Raw genomic sequence first — 17,400 nt, forward strand, 5'->3', positions numbered from 1 at the left:
GGACTGTCCAACTTGTAGGGCTGTCCTTTTATTCTATATTCAAATATTTTATTCGAAAGTAATTTAAATTTCAAAGAGAGGATGGAGGAATGCGTTTTTCAACCGTTCAGGAGAAGGAAATTATTGAAGCGACAAGTGGAAAATTTATAGGGTATATTGTGGACGCAGAAGTGGATGAAAAGGAAGGGGTCATCACGGCCTTTATAATATCTCCTCCAAAAAAGTTTTACCATTTATTTCAAGGGGAAGAGTTAGTAAAGAAGATTGCTTTTAGTCATATACTCACAGTTGGGAAAGATGTTATATTAGTGAAATCATACGATGATTAGTTCACCCTATTCATTGAAAATTCCAGTGTGCCTTGATACAATGTAAGAAACTATTGTTGTAAAGTTGGGAAAAAAGTGGCGAAAATCGAAGAAAATCTATTAAATATTCAAAATCAAATAGTAAACGCTAAACAACGAGCAAATACAGATCAAACAGTAAATATTATCGCAGTGACAAAAGAAGTAGATATCGCTCGTACTAAAGAGGCTATAGAAGCCGGGCTAACAAACTTGGGAGAAAATCGCCCTGAAGGCTTAATGAATAAATTACAATCTATAAATTCAAATGTCTCCTGGCATTATATTGGCTCCCTGCAGACGAGAAAAGTTAAACAAGTCATCAATGATATCGACTATTTACATTCACTTGATCGTTTAAGCTTAGCTGAGGAAATTGAAAAAAGAGCTACAAAAGCTGTGAAATGTTTTATACAAGTGAATGTTTCGGGAGAGGAATCGAAACATGGCTTAACGAAGCAGCAAGCGCTGGATTTTGTGAAGCAACTTGAGCAATTTTCAAAGATTATAGTAGTGGGTTTAATGACAATGGCTCCTTTTACAGAAGACGAAACCGTTATAAGACAAGTGTTTAAACAGTTAAAACAATTGCAACAGGAAATGTCACAATTGAACATACCAAATGTACCTTGTACTGAATTATCGATGGGCATGTCAAATGACTACGAAATTGCAGTTGAAGAAGGGGCGACATTTGTTAGGATTGGAACAGCTCTTGTTGGTTAAGGAGGGTTTAATGTGAGCATTAAAAACATTTTTGATAAATTCTTCTATTTAGAAGAATTGGAAGAAGAATATGATCAAGCTCAAACGCAAACATCGCAAAAACAAGTACCAAAAGCTGTACACAGTGATTCACAGCAATATTACCAGGATTCAGGGCAAAAACAACAACCACAACTCATTCAAAATCGAATGAAAAAGGAGCGTAAAATGCAACAGCAACCACCACGCAATGAAGTTGTTACGCAAAATCATAACAATGTTGTGAGCTTACAGGCTGCATCGTCATCAAAAAATTCAAAACTTGTTTTAATAGAGCCTAGAGTATATGCTGAAGCGCAGGATATCGCGGAACATTTAAAAAACAAGCGCGCTACCGTAGTTAATTTACAACGAATCGATCGTGACCAAGGGAAACGAATTATCGATTTTTTAAGTGGAACAGTGTATGCTTTAGGTGGAGATATTCAACGTATTGGAAATGATATTTTCTTATGTACACCAGAAAATGTAGAAGTATCCGGAGAAATTTCTAATTTAACGTTTGAGTAATTAAATTTTGTGAGGTAAAAAAATGATTATATTTTCAATTGTACAAACAGCATTTCTTGTGTATCGTTTTATGCTGATTGGTTACATATTAATGTCTTGGATTCCAGCGCTACAAGATTCAGCCGTGGGTCGTTTCCTTGAAACAGTATGTGAACCGTATTTAGGATTCTTCCGTAAGTTTATTCCACCGATTGGCATGATTGATATATCACCAATTGTAGGTTTATTTGCATTAGTATTTATTGAGCGCGGCGTTTATAGCGTACTAGCATTTTTCTTATAATATAGTTGCAAGAACTCCTGCCAATGTAGGAGTTTTCTTTATTTTAATAATGAAATATACAATTAATGTTTTAACGAGAAGTTTAATTTAAAAGAAAAGTGGAAAAAATAGAAAGATATTCTATAAGAAAGTAGGCATAATGATGGAGCATTTAATACAACATTTCCGCAAAGATGAGCAACCATTTATTGAGCAGGTAATCGGTTGGCAACGTGAAGTAGAGGATCGTTACGCCCCAAAGCTGACTGATTTTTTAGATCCGCGACAACGATTTATCGTGCAATCCATCATTCAGCAATCGGAAGATCTTCAAGTGTTTACAGAAGGAGTTTTTGAAGAGGCAGAGCGCAAGCGCATGTTGATTGCCCCTTCCTATTTACAGCCGGAAGAATCAGATTTTCAAATAGAAGTTTATTCGTTAAGTTATCCATCAAAATTCGTGCAGCTCCGCCATCCTGATGTATTAGGTGCACTTTTGTCCATTGGCTTGGATCGTGGAAAGTTTGGGGATATACGACTTAGTGAAAATACCGTACAATTTGCATTGGCGACAGAAATAGCTGATTATGTAAGAGCAAATTTATCGGGAATTGGCAAAGTAAAGGTGCATGCGGAAGTAGTAAACCCTGATACACCATATATTCTAAATGAGGAACAATGGAGTGAAAGTTCACACACAGTATCTTCGATGCGTTTAGATGTTGTACTTGCAACAATTACAAATATTTCACGTCAAAAGTCGCAAAGTTTAATTCAGGCCGGCAAAGTGAAAGTAAATTGGACAGTGCGTGAAGCGGTTGCCTTCGAATTACAGGAAGGGGATATTATTTCTGCGCGCGGCTATGGACGCATGAAAGTCATTATGACAGAAGGGCGTACGAAAAAAGATAAAATACGTTTGCAAGTAGGACGTTTAGAGCAAAAAGTATAAATTTTCAACTGTTTTTGGGGAAATATGATGTTATTCATTAGAGAAACGATTATAATACTCTTAAGAACATACGTAAAAAAGGAGAGTAGAACGATATGCCATTATCCCCTCTTGATATACATAATAAAGAATTTACGCGTGGATTCCGTGGATACGCTGAAGACGAAGTAAATGAGTTTTTAGATCAGATTATTAAAGACTATGAAATTATTTTGCGTGAGAAAAAGGATCTGGAAGAGAAAGTGAAAATGATGTCTACTCAAATGAATCATTATAATTCTTTGGAAGACACATTACAAAAGTCGATTATCGTTGCACAGGAGGCTGCGGGTGAAGTACGTCGCAACTCAGAAAAAGAGGCAAAATTAATTGTCAAAGAAGCCGAGAAAAATGCAGATCGTATTGTAAATGATGCCTTAACAAAAGCACGAAAAATTGCAATTGAAATTGACGAATTAAAAAAGCAATCTAAAGTTTTCCGTAATCGTTTTAAAATGCTGGTAGAAGCTCAGCTAGATTTGTTAAATACGGATGATTGGGATCGTTTGTTAGAATATGATGTCGATTTAACAGAAATACAGGATAATAATCGTCATGAGACAAATGAAGATAGTCAAAATGATGAAAATGCGGTCTATTAATAGTGGGGGCTTGACATTTCATCTAGCCTTTTCATATACTGAAAAATAATGAATAGGATGTATAATGCATCATGCGTTGACGGAGACAGTAAATTTAACATTGTGGTTTAGCGATTCGAGGACGGTGGGAGCTCGAACGAAGCAGGTTAAAATGAAAATCACTCCTGAGCTAAATAGCTGAAATTGAGTAAGCTATTTCGTAGAACACGACGTTACAGTGTCTAATGAGGCTATATTTTTAGCGAATTTAGGGTGGTACCACGAGACTAATGCTCCTCGTCCCTTTTTTATAAGGGATGGAGGGGCTTTTTTGTTGTTTAAAAAGTATCCAAATCCTTAAGAGCGTTAAAAAAATTATGATTAATATAGAATGCTAAATCATTTGCTTAAACGTTGATTGGAATGGAGGGGAGAGATGGAACGAATGCTAAAATCGTCACGTCCTGTGACAACGCATTCGTGACCAACATCGTGTTGGCCCCCGATCCGGAATGGAAATCAACAATGAGTTATCAGCAATCACTAAGATAATTAGGAGGAATTTTAAATGGTAGAGTATAAAGATACGTTATTAATGCCGAAAACCGACTTCCCGATGCGCGGAGGATTACCAACGAAGGAGCCGCAAGTTCAGGCACAATGGGATGAAATGGACATCAATAAATTGGTGTTAGAGCGCACAAAAGATCGTCCACACTATGTATTACATGATGGTCCTCCATATGCCAATGGTGATATCCATATCGGGCATGCATTAAACAAAGTATTAAAAGACATGATCAATCGTCAAAAATCGATGACAGGTTTCCATGTGCCTTATATTCCAGGGTGGGATACACACGGTTTACCAATCGAGCAGGCGTTAACAAATAAAGGTGTTAAGCGTAAAGAGATGTCGGTAGCAGAATTCCGTCAGCTTTGTGAAAAATATGCTTATGAACAAGTGGAAAACCAAAAGGGTCAATTCCGACGCCTAGGTGTACGTGGTGATTGGGAAAATCCTTATATCACATTAAAACCGGAATTCGAAGCACGCCAAATTGAAGTTTTCGGTAAAATGGCTGAAAAAGGCTATATTTACAAAGGTTTAAAACCAGTTTACTGGTCACCATCTTCTGAATCTGCACTTGCAGAAGCGGAAATTGAATATAAAGATGTTGAGTCGTATTCAATCTACGTGGCATTTGGTATTAAAGATGGAAAAGGAGTTGTTCCTGCAGATGCAAAATTTGTTATTTGGACAACAACACCATGGACAATTCCAGCAAACTTAGGGATTTCAGTGAATCCGGAATTCACATATGCTGTAGTAGAAGCAAATGGCGGCAAATATATCGTAGCAAAAGATTTATTAGATAAATTAGCTTCTACATTCGGTTGGGAAGATGCGCAAATTGTTCAAGAAGTAAAAGGCGCAGACCTTGATATGATTGTAGCTGAGCACCCAATTTATAAACGCGATTCATTAGTAATGGTTGGTGAGCACGTAACGGCTGAAGCTGGTACTGGATGTGTACACACAGCACCAGGACATGGTGAAGATGACTATCAAGTAGGTAAACAATACGGCTTGGATATTTTATCACCAGTAGATAACGGTGGTTGCTATACGGACGAAGCACCTGGCTTTGAAGGGTTATTCTATGAAAAAGCTAATCCAATTGTAATTGAAAAATTAAAGGAAGAAGGCGCGTTATTAAGCGTTTCTAAATTCCAACACTCATACCCACATGACTGGCGTACAAAAAAACCAGTAATTTACCGTGCAACACCACAATGGTTCGCATCTGTAGAAATGTTCCGTAACGAGTTATTAGATGCAGTTTCTGCAACTGATTTTACACCTGCATGGGGTGAAACACGTCTTTACAATATGATTCGTGACCGTGGTGACTGGGTAATTTCCCGTCAACGTGCATGGGGTGTACCAATTCCGATTTTCTATGCAGAAAACGGCGAACCAATTATTACACCTGAAACGATTGCACATGTTTCAAAATTATTCCGTGAGCACGGTTCAAATATTTGGTTCCAGCGCGAGGCGAAAGACTTATTACCGGAAGGCTTTACACATGAAGGTAGCCCGAACGGTAAATTTACAAAAGAAAATGACATTATGGATGTTTGGTTCGACTCAGGTTCATCTCACCAAGGTGTACTTGCTGAACGCGGTATGAAATATCCGGCAGACCTTTATTTGGAAGGTTCCGACCAACACCGTGGCTGGTTCAACTCGTCACTAATCACATCTGTTGCCATTAATGGTCATGCACCATATAAAGGTCTATTAACACATGGCTTCGTATTAGACGGTGAAGGACGCAAAATGTCCAAATCACTAGGAAACACGATTGATCCAATCAAAGTTATGGGGCAATATGGTGCCGATATTATTCGTATGTGGGTAGCATCTGTTGATTATACGGGTGATGTTCGTATTTCAATGGATATGCTGAAACAAGTTTCTGAAACATACCGTAAAGTGCGTAATACACTACGCTTCCTGCACGGTAACGTTACAGACTTCAACGAACTGACTGACCGTGTGGCGTATGAAGATTTACGTGAAATGGATCAATATATGTATATGCGCTTACAAGATGTTATCAAAACAGTCCGTGCTGCATATGACCGTTATGATTTCTCGACAGTTTATACAACAGTGAATAACTTCGTAGCGATCGAGTTATCTTCTTTCTATTTAGATATTGCAAAAGACGTTGTATATATCGAAGGAAAAGATAATAAATACCGTCGTGCGATGCAAACAGTAATGTATGACACATTAATGGCGTTAGTAAAATTATTAACTCCAATTATTCCACATACTACAGAAGAATTATGGAGCTACATCGAATTCGAAGGCAAACCACAATCTGTCCAATTAACAGACTTCCCTGAAGCTGTGGAGCAAGAAAACTTTGCCGAATTACGTGCGAAGTGGGCGAAAGTAATTGTAGTAAGAAATGAAGTATTAAAGGCGTTAGAAGAGGCACGTAATGCTAAAACGATCGGTAAATCATTAGAAGCAAAAATTTCAGTTTATGCAGATAGTGAAACAATCGAATTGTTAAATGATGCAAATATCGACTTTGCACAGCTTTCTATCGTTTCTCAATTCTTTATCGCCGGCAGTAAAGAAAATGCACCGGAAGAAGCTTTAGTTCTAGAGAAAACAGCTTTAGTAGTAGAAAAAGCAGACGGTGAAAAATGTGAGCGCTGCTGGACAATTTCAGAAACAGTAGGTACGAGCGAATCACATACAACATTATGTAAACGCTGTGCGGATGTTGTAGAAGACTATTACGTATAAAAAAATTAGAACGCTGTTGCCGATAAGGTAATGGCGTTCTTTATAGCATTTTTAGTTTTCTGAAAAATAAAAAATTTAGGAGAGATATAGCTTTGGCACAAGTAGAACAGAAGCTATTTACACCTGATACATTCATCCAGGGGGTAAAAGATTGTATTCCGACTTTACTCGGCTATATAAGCATTGGTCTTGCATTTGGTGTCGTTGGAATTGCATCCGGTATTTCTTTACTTGAGGTGTTTTTACTGTCGGTACTTGTATACGCAGGATCTGCACAGTTTATTTTTTGTGGACTCTATTTAGCGGGTGCACCAGTTACTGCGGTTATCATCACTATTTTCATCGTAAATTTGCGCCATTTACTAATGTCCTTAACAATTGCCCCGTATTTCACTCAGTATTCAACATTGCGCAACATAGGCTTTGGCACATTACTGACCGATGAAACATTCGGTGTATCTGTCGTTACAGCCGGGAAAGAAGGGCACCTTGGCGGGAAATGGATGGATGGATTAAATATTACAGCGTATACGACTTGGATTGCGGCGTGCACAATAGGTGGAGTCATCGGTCAATGGCTGCCGAATCCGGAAAAATTGGGTTTAGATTATGCATTGGTAGCAATGTTTGTAGCACTACTTGTCCTAACACTTGCCAGCATTCCGAAAGAAAAACTTATGCATTACATAAAGCTTATTGGCATCATGGCGATAAGTATGTATGGGATGCTGTATTTTATGCCTGGCCATTTGGCAGTACTACTATCTACAATTATTGTAGCAACGATAGGGGTGGCTATGGAAAAATGACGACTTCTATTGCGATGGTATTATTAATTTTAGGCTGTGCACTCGTGACTTGGATTCCAAGAATATTACCATTTATATTAGTGAAAAACATGAAGTTGCCTAAAATAGTGTTAAGATGGCTTGCGTACATACCGGTTTGTATATTATCAGCATTGGTAATTGAAGGTTTTTTTGAAAAAGATTCAACTATAGTAACGGTACAATGGATAAATGTGTTGGTATTTATCCCGACATTATTTGTCGCATTACTTACAAAAAGTTTATCTAAAACTGTTATTGCTGGTGTTCTAACGATGGCTGGATTTAGATTTTTTTTTAGTTAAAGTGAAAAGTTTATATTTTATGATTCCAAACATAATTTTCTTGCTAAAATTACATTTTTACATTAATAAGGCTATCCACAAAAACTGAACTTTCGGATAGCCGTTTTTTTACAGTAACCTTTTGTATTCCACTACATCAACTATGCATTTATTTATACTAACTGTTCGGCCACTTGTACAAAGCCTATTTGTGATAAAATGATGACTCTAGTTATAGACTCTCTTTCGTACTGCTCTGTTGATTCAATTAGTGTTAAAAATTCCGTATTTACCGATACTAATGTTCCAGTAATAAGCACTTCACCTACCGCGACCGTTATTTCCTTATTCAAATACTCTCCAAGCTGTAAATATAATTTTGCATTCAATTCAATCACCCCCCTATTTTAATAAGCTATATTTTGAATACTTCCTAATGGAATATACAGTAAATTAGAATTTGACTTAAGCTTGATATAGTCAGTTTTAACTTCTATTAACTTCCCGGAAACTCTTGAATATTCCGTTGTAACTTCTAAAGTCGAACCTTTTAAAGAATTAAGAAAAGTGCGAAGTAGTTGCATAATAATCCCCCTTCTATAATGGAATCTTAAAGTATATGTTTGTAATAAAAAGTTGCTTAGGTATATATTCTATTTTTTGTTATTTTAATAAAATTGAGTATTGCGCACAAAGTATGTGAAGTAAGATTCATATCATAGCTTTGAGGTGAAGATTATGAAGGATAGACAAGAAGGTTTAGTAAGTGTTGTTATTCCATGCTATAATGCTGGCCCATATATAGTAGATTGCCTAAATTCACTACAAGCACAGTCATACAAAAAAATGGAAGTAATACTGGTGAACGATGCCTCGACTGATCAAACGCAAAGTATAGTAGAAAAGTGGGTAGAAAAATCAAATCCGCCTTTCCCAATAATCGTATGTAATCTTCCTATAAATATAGGGTTTGCAGGAGCACTTACAGTCGGATACTTTATGAGTTCGGGTGAGTATATTGCGGTAAATGATGCAGATGATATCTCACATCCTTTACGTTTTGAAAAACAAGTAGACTTTTTAGAAGAAAATCAAGAGTATGATTTAATTGGAACAAATTATCAGGTGTTTACGGATATCAATTTAAAAGAAAGTGGTCAAATGGCAAATTGGTTAGAATATGGAGATGCTATTCGTAAGGTTTATGCAGAAGGTGGTCACTGCATCTGTCATGGAACCATCTTGTTTCGTGGAAAGATTTTTGACATGCTTGGAGGTCCGACTCGAAGAATACATGGTGCAGAAGACTATGAATTTATCGTTAAATTTTTAAATGCGCATTTAAATATAGAAAACCTAAATGAGGTCTTATATTACTATCGACAACATGATCAACAACGATCTAAAAAATTTTATGGAGGAGATAATAGTGGATAGGGTAAGAATTTTACTTGTAATCGATGCATTATATGTTGGAGGAACTGAAACACATGTATTAGGTTTAGCAAAAGAATTAATTAAAAATAATATTTTTGTTGCAATTGCTGCTCAAAAAAACGGAAGTTTAGTCAATTCCTTTGAAGAGTTACAATGCCCTATTTATAATATAGATTTCCCCAAAACGATTTCCCTTCCAAAAGAACATGAGTTAGAGTTAGTTCAAAAAATAGAACAGATCATAGAATTTGGAAATATTTCTCATATTCATATTCATCAGACGCCATCAGGTTATTTAGCTGGCCAGGCAGCAAATAATAAAGGAATTGCTACAGTCTTAACTATACATGGAACTTATTATCCAAACCATGAAATACAGGAGCTCTTTAAATTAGCCGATGCAGTAATCTGTGTAAGTCCTCCTTTATGTAATTATGCAAATACATTTAATATAGAAAATCCTTACTTAGTACCAAACGGAATTAATTTAGAGGACTATCCAGGAAATTCATCTTCTGAAGAGATTAGAAATGAATTGAAGATACATGAAGACTCTATTGTCCTTCTTTACGCAAGTAGAATTGCATGGGCAAAGGCTCATGTTTGTAGTATTTTTTTACGAGCTTGTAAGGATTTGAAATTGAGTTTATTTCCTGATCTTCATGTCATTATTGTAGGAGATGGCGACAAATTAGATGACATTAAATTCTTATCCCAAAAGATTGAAGAAACATGTAATGACAAGTTCATTCATGTAGTAGGTGAACAAAAAAATTTGAATGCTTTTTATGGAGCTGCTGATTGTATAGTCGGAACAGGACGCGTGGCTTTAGAAGCAATGGCATCGGAAAAACAAATTATTGCGATTGGAAACCATGGCTATTTTGGGATTGTGAATAATGACAATCTAGAAGAAGCATGGAACCATTACTTTGGAGACCATGGATCAATAATGCCTTGTAGCAGACACATATTAAGAGACGATTTAACAAAATTATTGAAGGATCAAGAACAGCTCAAGCTAAATGGAAAGAAATCTAGAGAGATTGTCAAAGAGAAATTTAACATTCAGACAGTCACACAAGAAATTTTGAAAATCTACTATGAAACTAAAAAAGATTACACTTCAAAGTGAAAAATTTATTTTATATTGGATGGATTGGATTAATTGTTTATCGCTGGTCCATCTATTACATAATAATGGCTCAATTCCCTAATCAGTGGAATTGAGCTATTTTCATAAATTTTTAAATTCATAAACCTTTGCTTTATCAATTTCCCTTCTCTGCAAATTTAGTACATAAGGTTAGTCCCAATTTGCCCCAAATACAAACGTTGTTATACATTTTATTACAAAGTTGAAGTTAATAATATAAATAGAAAACCTTGATATTATAAGGTTTTGAGCTTGTGTTTTTGTAGCTTGTTGCATTGTCTATATGTTAAGATAGGAAAGATATATCGTAAACGGAGGATTTGCTGTGTATAAATATTACGGAATAGCTATAGTTGCAGTCATTTTAGATCAATGGACAAAATGGCTAGTCGTTAAAAATATGGAATTAAGTGAACGCATCAGTGTTTGGGATCCTTGGTTTGGCATCTTATCGCATCGTAACCGTGGTGCAGCATGGGGTATGCTGGAAGGACAAATGTGGTTGTTCACAATCGTAACAGTTGCAGTCATTATCGCCATTATTTATTTTAATCATACAGAAGCAAAAGGTAAGCCACTTTTTCATATTAGTTTAATGCTACTTTTAGGTGGTGCGGTTGGTAACTTTATTGACCGTTTATTCCGAGGAGAAGTAGTTGACTTTGTCGATGTTTATATACCGGTAGTCAATTATCATTTCCCAATCTTCAATATAGCTGATGCAGCACTGACAATTGCTGTAGTCATGCTCTTTATTACGATCATTCTAGAAGAAAAAAAGGATAAGAAAAAGGTGAAATAATGGCAGTAGTCACATTAACGATAGAGGAACTAGCTGGAGAACGTATTGATAAGGCACTTTCACAAATGGAAGGATCATGGTCACGTTCACAAATTGGCAATTGGCTTGACGAAGAGCGCATTTTAGTAAATGGCGTGAAAGTAAAAGCAAAATACAAAGTAAGACAAGGGGATGTCATTGAAGTAGACGTCCCTGAAGTAGAAGATTTAGAAATCGTTCCTGAAGATTTAAATTTAGAAATTGTTTATGAAGATGCAGACGTATTAGTTGTAAACAAACCACGTGGTATGGTGGTACACCCAGCACCTGGACATACTTCAGGTACTTTAGTAAACGGCTTAATGCATCATTGCAAAGATTTATCAGGTATTAACGGAGTAGCACGTCCAGGAATTGTGCATCGTATTGATAAAGATACTTCGGGCTTATTAATGGTTGCAAAAAATGATGTTGCCCATGAAGGATTAGTGAATCAATTAGTCGATAAATCGGTAACACGTAAATATACAGCGCTGGTACATGGTCATATTGCCCACGAAAAAGGAACAATTGATGCTCCAATCGGGCGTGATCAAAAAGATCGCCAAAAGCAAGCAGTTGTAGATAAAGGCAAACATGCCGTGACGCACTTCCAAGTAATAGAGCGTTTCGGTGAGTTTACTTTAGTTGAATGTCGCTTGGAGACAGGAAGAACACACCAAATCCGTGTGCACATGAATTATATCGGTTTCCCATTGGCAGGGGATCCAAAATACGGTCCAAAGAAAACAATCGATTTTGGTGGGCAAGTATTACATGCAGGTGTATTAGGATTTATCCATCCAGTTACGAAAGAATATTTAGAGTTTGAATCACCACTACCGGAAGACTTCAAACAATTAATAGAAGAGTTACGCGGGTAATAATACATTTCTTATAAGAGCAACCGAATCCTTTAGAGGGTTCGGTTTTTTTGCTGTCCCGGGGCAGGGATTCCGGATGGCTTGGCTCCAAAGCTTTTATTGAATTGCGTGACGAGAAAAATAGAGGAAGGAATTTCCGTTATTGACCTAAAAATGATCTACATCATAAAATTAACGGTCAATTCTCCCCTTATTTTAGGAAGGCAATAAAAAACTTATTCGTTTGTGTTGGGATAATGTAAAATAATACAATATATACCATATTATTGATTCATCACCAAAAAGTTGGGGATGACAAAATTGCCGCCTCGCGATGGCGCAAGCGGCTTGATTAGGTGTTTTTTATCTCACTTTATAACGAGGGCAAAATTTTGGGATTGGTGGGCCTCGTAAACGGCAATAAAGGCAGTGATAAAGACACGTATCACGTGGCTTTAGCGCTGTCTTGCCCCAGCCCACCAATCAAGTGGAATTTTATTAGAAAAGCAACCACATGTTATGGTGATGAGCCATATTATTATTTGATCTTGCTGAGAAATTAAAACATTCATAAAAATATTTCTATAAATCCAAACTCTCACATATTGGAAATCGTTAATAATCTAGAGAAAGGAGTTGTATTCTTGTTAACTATTCATGATTTAAAAGAAATAATGAATCTCTATACAGAGCCGTTAATCCGTTTGGCTTATTACTACGTAAAGGATCGCCAGGCAGCAGAGGATATTGTACAGGAAGTATTTATAAAGATCTATCATGCTCAATATAAATATGAAGAACGTGGAGAACTAAAAGCTTTTTTATACAAAATGACTGCTAATAAAAGTAAAGATTACTTAAAAAGTTGGACATATAAAAAAGTACAACTGCAAAAGATTTTTCCTTCCACGATTAAAATAGATTCAGATGGATTGGTTAGGAAAGATGAACAAACAATCGTTGGTGATGCAATTCTAGAATTACCGTTAAAACATAGAGAAGTACTTATCTATTATTATTTTAATGATATGAAAATTAGTGAGATCGCTCTTTTACTATCTACTCCAGAAAGTACGATCAAAACACGTCTAAGAAGAGGAAAAGAATTATTAAAAGATGTATTGAAAGATATTGAATGGGAGGTGCTGCTAAATGGATAACTATACACCTAAAGAGATAAAAGATTTAAAAGTAATGAAACAACGTGTTATTCAAAATGTAGTGCAAGAGATCGAGAATAAACGAACAAAACCAAAATATAGATGGCGATTTATAATGATTAGCGCAATTTTTACATTATGTATGATGTTCTTTATGCTAAACCAAATAATGAGTGATAACCAGCATTCAGCTAATACCCCGCAATTTGATTTTACTCAACCGCAATTTTATGAAGAACATGGTTTATTTTATTTAAATGGATTTACTTTAGGTGATTTAAAATCAGATATAGTAGAACGCTTAGGAGAAAAGAATTTAACAGAAATTCGAGTAGCAGAATTAATAGCTGACAGTGAGTTAACAGAGATTCAGGAGGACGGCAATGGTGCTGACTTTATATTAAATTATAAGGGAGAGGCCAGATTTTACTTTTATGATGAGAAGTTATTTTCAATGTTGCTTCTGAATACAAATGAAGAACAGTTTGAAAAAATATATAAGGCATACAATGGAATGAAATTTACGGCTTATGGACAACATTACCTTTATTCAAGTGAAACTTCACAAATAATAAAAGCTGAGATAACGCCTATGGGGAATTTGTATTTATATTTATCAATTGCCGAGCTAGAGCAGCTTAGAGAAAATGAAGGGTATATAAAATTGATGGAAAGTACAAATTAGCTTTATATATTAGGTGATTTAGTTTTTTTAAAAATAACAGATAATTATGATTATTTAAACATTTATTTTCAGTTGTCTGACCTTCGGAATGTTTATTGACTTCTAAATTGATGAGGCATATACTGACTACAGTGAGCTACAGACCTTGACGAGAGCAAGCAGGTAGACGCTACTATTCAGAATATTGTTCACCTTTAATGGCAGTCCAGAGAGGCTGAGAAGGGATAATGTAAGCATTTACGGCATTTTTGTGCGCAAAAATATCCGTATGCAGTTTTTTCAACATGACCTTTTCAAACCCTCTAGAACTTCTAGAGGGTTTTTTGTTTGAAATGAAGACATTTAACATCCCGTGAACATTACTAAAAAATGAAAGGAGAAACAACATGGAACATATTTCCGTATTACTGGATGGCCCATCAATGAATCGTGCCATTACAAGGATTGCCCATGAAATTATTGAACGTAATAAAGGTATTGATGAAGTAATTCTAGTAGGAATTAAAACACGTGGTGCTTATTTAGCTAAACGTCTTGCAGAAAGAATTGAAACAATTGAAGGCAAAGCAATTCGTACAGGAGAGCTGGATATTACATTGTACCGTGATGATTTATCAACAAAGCAAGTGGATGATCAAGCTCAAGTACAGCAAGTAGATATTGAATATCAAGTAAGCGACCAAAAAATTGTTCTTATTGATGATGTGCTTTATACAGGAAGGACAGTACGCGCGGCTTTGGATGCTGTCATGGATTTAGGAAGACCTGCGCAAATTCAATTAGCAGTTTTAGTGGATCGTGGTCATAGAGAACTTCCAATTAGAGCAGATTATGTAGGGAAAAATATTCCGACATCGAGTACAGAGCGTATTCTAGTGAATTTAGAAGAAACAGATGGACAAGATATTATCACGATTCATAAAGTAGATTAATTAGAGCGTACAGGGAGAGAAAATAATGTCAAAAGCAGTATTAGATATTCAAGAGAAGCCAAGTGCTGGTCAGCTGATCACATTTAGTTTCCAGCACATGTTTGCCATGTTCGGATCAACAATTTTAGTACCGAAATTAGTCGGGTTAAGCCCTGCAATTGCACTATTAACAAGCGGAATTGCCACAATTATTTTCCTGCTCGTAACACAATTTAAAGTGCCGGCTTACTTAGGCTCTTCCTTTGCTTTTATCTCACCAATTATTTTAGTAACAGGATTTGGACAAGCGGGTGTAGAAGTAAATCCAGGAAATGCCATGATCGGAGCGATGGCAGTCGGGGTAGTATACGGAATTGTTTCTTTATTAATTTGGAAAACAGGTTATAAATGGTTAATGAATATTTTACCACCAATTGTTGTAGCACCGGTTATTATCGTTATTGGATTAGGACTATCAGGTGTAGCAGTCGATATGGCGATGAACGTGGATGGGAAATACAACGGACTTCACTTCTCGGCAGCATTAGTAACATTGGCAGCAGCTATTATTTTCAACGTATTCTTTAAAAATATATTAAGTGCAATGCCAATTTTACTTGGAATCGTAGTTGGCTATATTTACTCAGTAATTGTCGGTATCGTTGACTTTACAGCAGTGCAAAATGCGAAATTCCTGGCAATGCCGGAATTCCTGATTCCAGGCGTTGATTATGAATTTAAAGTTACAAGTGCAATTTTAATCGGTATGGTACCAGTTGTTATTGTAACGATTTCAGAGCATATCGGTCACCAGCTGGTGTTGGGGAAAGTTGTAAATCGTAACTATGTTAAGGATCCAGGCTTACATCGTTCACTTTTAGGGGATGGGCTAGGAACATTTGCATCGGCCTTAATTGGAGGACCTCCAAAAACAACTTACGGCGAAAATATTGGTGTACTTGCAATCACACGTGTTTACTCGGTTTACGTTATTTTAGGTGCAGCGATAGTCGCAATTATTGTGTCATTCTCAGGGCAGCTAATGGCTTTAATTGAAACAATTCCAACAGCAGTGCTTGGGGGGATTTCAATTTTACTGTTCGGTATCATCGCAGCAAGCGGTTTGCGTATGTTTGTGGAGAACAACATAGACTTTGGGAACAACCGAAATATGGTAATTGCCTCTGTCATTTTAGTAGTAGGAATCGGCGGAGCCGCAATGCGATTCACTGAAAGCTTTGCTATTGAAGGTATGGCGTTAGCGTCGATTATCGGTGTTGTTTTAAATCTAGTATTACCAGGTCGTGAAATAGTTGAAAAAGATATTTATGAAATAGAAGAATAAGCAATACCTTTTAAAGATTTGTCCAGAGAGGCTACGAAGGGTATGACATACAAGGTTCATTATCAAGATGATACCTTAGTTTGTTACACCCTTTAAGCCTCGCTAAAGTTATAGCGGGGCTTATTTATAAACAACGTATGCATATTTAAACAAAAAGTAGATTAAATATACATAATGTAATAAAATAAAATTAAGCTATCAGTTACTTTGACATGTAATTGATAGTAGCGGAGGGCGCGGGCATGAAAAATTTATTATCAATGGAACATTTATCGAATGAAGAAATAATGTCTATTTTAGATCGAGCACAACATTTCGAAAATGGAAAAGAACCGATTCTAAAGCGCGCTTACAATGTAGCAAATATATTTTTTGAACCTAGCACCCGTACAAAAACAAGCTTTGAAATGGCGGAGCGCCGTCTAGGATGTACGGTAATCCCCTTTGATGCAGAATTTTCGAGCACTACAAAAGGAGAAACGCTGTACGATACTGTCAGAACATTAGAAATGATCGGAATAGACGCAGTCGTAATCCGGGATAAAGAAGATGAATATTACAATGAGCTTTTAGAAGGAATCGGGTGTGCGGTTATTAATGCAGGAGATGGTGCTGGTCAACATCCTTCTCAATGTTTACTCGATCTTTATACCATTCGTAAAGAGTTCGGTGAATTTGAAGGCTTGAATATAACTATTGTCGGAGATATATCACATAGCCGTGTCGCAAAATCAAATGCAACAGCACTGCAGCGTTTAGGGGCAAATATCCGATTTTTATGTCCGCCTGCCTGGGCAGGTGATTTTGAAGCTGCGCATAGTTGGGATGAAGTGCTCGAAGATAGTGATGTCATTATGCTCTTACGGATTCAACATGAACGGCATTCAGTAAGTAAAAATTTTTCAAAAGAGAGCTATCATGAAGAGTACGGTTTAACGGTTGAAAGAGAAAAGCTGATGAAAAAAAATGCGATTATTATGCACCCGGCCCCGGTCAACCGTGATGTAGAAATTGCTGATGCTCTTGTAGAATGTGAACGTTCCCGAATTTTCCAACAAGTACGAAACGGTGTTTACACAAGAATGGCTATATTAGAAACGATTTTGAAAGGGAGAGATTAAG

Annotated in this window: 20 protein-coding genes and 1 other annotated feature; of the genes, 18 read left to right on the top strand and 2 right to left on the bottom strand. The window is 36.4% G+C overall.

Annotation, left to right across the window (positions count from 1 at the left end; genetic code table 11):
• Positions 1-89: 89 nt before the first annotated feature.
• From MKY13_RS04180 to MKY13_RS04220, 9 genes are all read left to right on the top strand, one after another.
• Positions 90-329, top strand: coding sequence for a YlmC/YmxH family sporulation protein (locus MKY13_RS04180; RefSeq protein ID WP_191698489.1), 240 nt, complete (start codon positions 90-92; stop codon positions 327-329).
• A 75-nt stretch (positions 330-404) separates the two neighbouring features.
• Entirely contained in the window at positions 405-1,073 is a 669-nt protein-coding gene (locus tag MKY13_RS04185) for a YggS family pyridoxal phosphate-dependent enzyme (protein WP_191698488.1), read from the top strand.
• A gap of 12 nt (positions 1,074-1,085) precedes the next feature.
• On the top strand, positions 1,086-1,622 hold the full coding sequence (locus MKY13_RS04190) for a cell division protein SepF (RefSeq protein ID WP_191698487.1): 537 nt from the start codon (positions 1,086-1,088) through the stop codon (positions 1,620-1,622).
• A 22-nt stretch (positions 1,623-1,644) separates the two neighbouring features.
• Positions 1,645-1,905, top strand: a complete 261-nt coding sequence (locus MKY13_RS04195; protein ID WP_191698486.1) for a YggT family protein — start codon at positions 1,645-1,647, stop codon at positions 1,903-1,905.
• Between the two features lie 142 nt (positions 1,906-2,047).
• Complete coding sequence (locus MKY13_RS04200) at positions 2,048-2,836, top strand: RNA-binding protein (protein ID WP_191698485.1); 789 nt, start codon at positions 2,048-2,050, stop codon at positions 2,834-2,836.
• A gap of 95 nt (positions 2,837-2,931) precedes the next feature.
• The gene (locus MKY13_RS04205) at positions 2,932-3,477 is read left to right on the top strand and encodes a DivIVA domain-containing protein (protein ID WP_191702308.1); all 546 of its coding nucleotides are present in this window, start codon (positions 2,932-2,934) and stop codon (positions 3,475-3,477) included.
• Positions 3,478-3,544: 67 nt separating this feature from the next.
• Positions 3,545-3,764 (top strand) — a binding site (T-box leader).
• Between the two features lie 260 nt (positions 3,765-4,024).
• Positions 4,025-6,790 (top strand): isoleucine--tRNA ligase, encoded by a 2,766-nt coding sequence (ileS, locus tag MKY13_RS04210; protein ID WP_191698483.1) that lies wholly within the window; start codon positions 4,025-4,027, stop codon positions 6,788-6,790.
• A gap of 92 nt (positions 6,791-6,882) precedes the next feature.
• The gene (locus MKY13_RS04215; protein WP_191698482.1) at positions 6,883-7,599 is read left to right on the top strand and encodes an AzlC family ABC transporter permease; all 717 of its coding nucleotides are present in this window, start codon (positions 6,883-6,885) and stop codon (positions 7,597-7,599) included.
• Entirely contained in the window at positions 7,596-7,922 is a 327-nt protein-coding gene (locus tag MKY13_RS04220) for an AzlD domain-containing protein (RefSeq protein WP_191698481.1), read from the top strand. Before MKY13_RS04215 ends, MKY13_RS04220 begins: the two co-directional genes overlap by 4 nt.
• Positions 7,923-8,074: 152 nt before the next feature.
• Here the strand turns inward: MKY13_RS04220 and MKY13_RS04225 are convergent, their stop codons facing one another.
• Both MKY13_RS04225 and MKY13_RS04230 read right to left on the bottom strand, forming a co-directional pair.
• Entirely contained in the window at positions 8,075-8,290 is a 216-nt protein-coding gene (locus MKY13_RS04225; RefSeq protein WP_191698480.1) for a hypothetical protein, read from the bottom strand.
• Between the two features lie 18 nt (positions 8,291-8,308).
• A complete protein-coding gene (locus MKY13_RS04230) occupies positions 8,309-8,485 on the bottom strand; it encodes a DUF2642 domain-containing protein (RefSeq protein ID WP_191698479.1) in 177 nt (58 codons plus the stop codon).
• 154 nt (positions 8,486-8,639) lie between these two features.
• On the opposite strand from MKY13_RS04230, the gene MKY13_RS04235 reads away from it, so the two are divergent.
• The 9 genes from MKY13_RS04235 to MKY13_RS04275 all read left to right on the top strand — a co-directional run bounded on the left by MKY13_RS04235 (position 8,640) and on the right by MKY13_RS04275 (position 17,399).
• Positions 8,640-9,338 (top strand): glycosyltransferase family 2 protein, encoded by a 699-nt coding sequence (locus MKY13_RS04235; RefSeq protein ID WP_191698478.1) that lies wholly within the window; start codon positions 8,640-8,642, stop codon positions 9,336-9,338.
• The gene (locus MKY13_RS04240) at positions 9,331-10,473 is read left to right on the top strand and encodes a glycosyltransferase family 4 protein (RefSeq protein ID WP_339215441.1); all 1,143 of its coding nucleotides are present in this window, start codon (positions 9,331-9,333) and stop codon (positions 10,471-10,473) included. The genes MKY13_RS04235 and MKY13_RS04240 overlap by 8 nt, the downstream gene beginning before the upstream one ends.
• 346 nt (positions 10,474-10,819) lie before the next feature.
• On the top strand, positions 10,820-11,296 hold the full coding sequence (gene lspA / locus MKY13_RS04245; RefSeq protein ID WP_191698477.1) for a signal peptidase II: 477 nt from the start codon (positions 10,820-10,822) through the stop codon (positions 11,294-11,296).
• Complete coding sequence (locus MKY13_RS04250) at positions 11,296-12,198, top strand: RluA family pseudouridine synthase (protein WP_191698476.1); 903 nt, start codon at positions 11,296-11,298, stop codon at positions 12,196-12,198. Before lspA ends, MKY13_RS04250 begins: the two co-directional genes overlap by 1 nt.
• Positions 12,199-12,821: 623 nt before the next feature.
• Positions 12,822-13,337 (top strand): sigma-70 family RNA polymerase sigma factor, encoded by a 516-nt coding sequence (locus MKY13_RS04255; RefSeq protein WP_225231066.1) that lies wholly within the window; start codon positions 12,822-12,824, stop codon positions 13,335-13,337.
• Complete coding sequence (locus MKY13_RS04260) at positions 13,330-14,022, top strand: hypothetical protein (protein WP_191698475.1); 693 nt, start codon at positions 13,330-13,332, stop codon at positions 14,020-14,022. The genes MKY13_RS04255 and MKY13_RS04260 overlap by 8 nt, the downstream gene beginning before the upstream one ends.
• Before the next feature lie 386 nt (positions 14,023-14,408).
• Positions 14,409-14,954 (top strand): bifunctional pyr operon transcriptional regulator/uracil phosphoribosyltransferase PyrR, encoded by a 546-nt coding sequence (pyrR, locus tag MKY13_RS04265; protein ID WP_191698474.1) that lies wholly within the window; start codon positions 14,409-14,411, stop codon positions 14,952-14,954.
• Between the two features lie 25 nt (positions 14,955-14,979).
• Positions 14,980-16,278, top strand: a complete 1,299-nt coding sequence (locus MKY13_RS04270) for a solute carrier family 23 protein (RefSeq protein WP_225231065.1) — start codon at positions 14,980-14,982, stop codon at positions 16,276-16,278.
• A 242-nt stretch (positions 16,279-16,520) separates the two neighbouring features.
• Positions 16,521-17,399 carry an aspartate carbamoyltransferase catalytic subunit gene (locus tag MKY13_RS04275; RefSeq protein WP_191698473.1) on the top strand — a complete coding sequence of 293 codons (879 nt, stop codon included), beginning with the start codon at positions 16,521-16,523 and terminating at the stop codon, positions 17,397-17,399.
• Position 17,400 lies beyond the last annotated feature (1 nt).

Origin of the sequence: Solibacillus sp. FSL W8-0372, from assembly GCF_037969735.1 — a bacterium.
GTDB classification, from domain to species: domain Bacteria; phylum Bacillota; class Bacilli; order Bacillales_A; family Planococcaceae; genus Solibacillus; species Solibacillus faecavium.

Excerpts from the sequence above, each read along its gene's own strand:
- MKY13_RS04180 (WP_191698489.1), top strand. The coding sequence starts at position 90 with ATGCGTTTTTCAACCGTTCAGGAGAAGGAAATTATTGAAGCGACAAGT.
- MKY13_RS04195 (WP_191698486.1), top strand. The coding sequence starts at position 1,645 with ATGATTATATTTTCAATTGTACAAACAGCATTTCTTGTGTATCGTTTT.
- MKY13_RS04200 (WP_191698485.1), top strand. The coding sequence starts at position 2,048 with ATGGAGCATTTAATACAACATTTCCGCAAAGATGAGCAACCATTTATT.
- MKY13_RS04205 (WP_191702308.1), top strand. The coding sequence starts at position 2,932 with ATGCCATTATCCCCTCTTGATATACATAATAAAGAATTTACGCGTGGA.
- ileS (WP_191698483.1), top strand. The coding sequence starts at position 4,025 with ATGGTAGAGTATAAAGATACGTTATTAATGCCGAAAACCGACTTCCCG.
- MKY13_RS04220 (WP_191698481.1), top strand. The coding sequence starts at position 7,596 with ATGACGACTTCTATTGCGATGGTATTATTAATTTTAGGCTGTGCACTC.
- MKY13_RS04230 (WP_191698479.1), bottom strand. The coding sequence starts at position 8,485 with ATGCAACTACTTCGCACTTTTCTTAATTCTTTAAAAGGTTCGACTTTA.
- MKY13_RS04235 (WP_191698478.1), top strand. The coding sequence starts at position 8,640 with ATGAAGGATAGACAAGAAGGTTTAGTAAGTGTTGTTATTCCATGCTAT.
- MKY13_RS04250 (WP_191698476.1), top strand. The coding sequence starts at position 11,296 with ATGGCAGTAGTCACATTAACGATAGAGGAACTAGCTGGAGAACGTATT.
- MKY13_RS04260 (WP_191698475.1), top strand. The coding sequence starts at position 13,330 with ATGGATAACTATACACCTAAAGAGATAAAAGATTTAAAAGTAATGAAA.
- pyrR (WP_191698474.1), top strand. The coding sequence starts at position 14,409 with ATGGAACATATTTCCGTATTACTGGATGGCCCATCAATGAATCGTGCC.
- MKY13_RS04270 (WP_225231065.1), top strand. The coding sequence starts at position 14,980 with ATGTCAAAAGCAGTATTAGATATTCAAGAGAAGCCAAGTGCTGGTCAG.
- MKY13_RS04275 (WP_191698473.1), top strand. The coding sequence starts at position 16,521 with ATGAAAAATTTATTATCAATGGAACATTTATCGAATGAAGAAATAATG.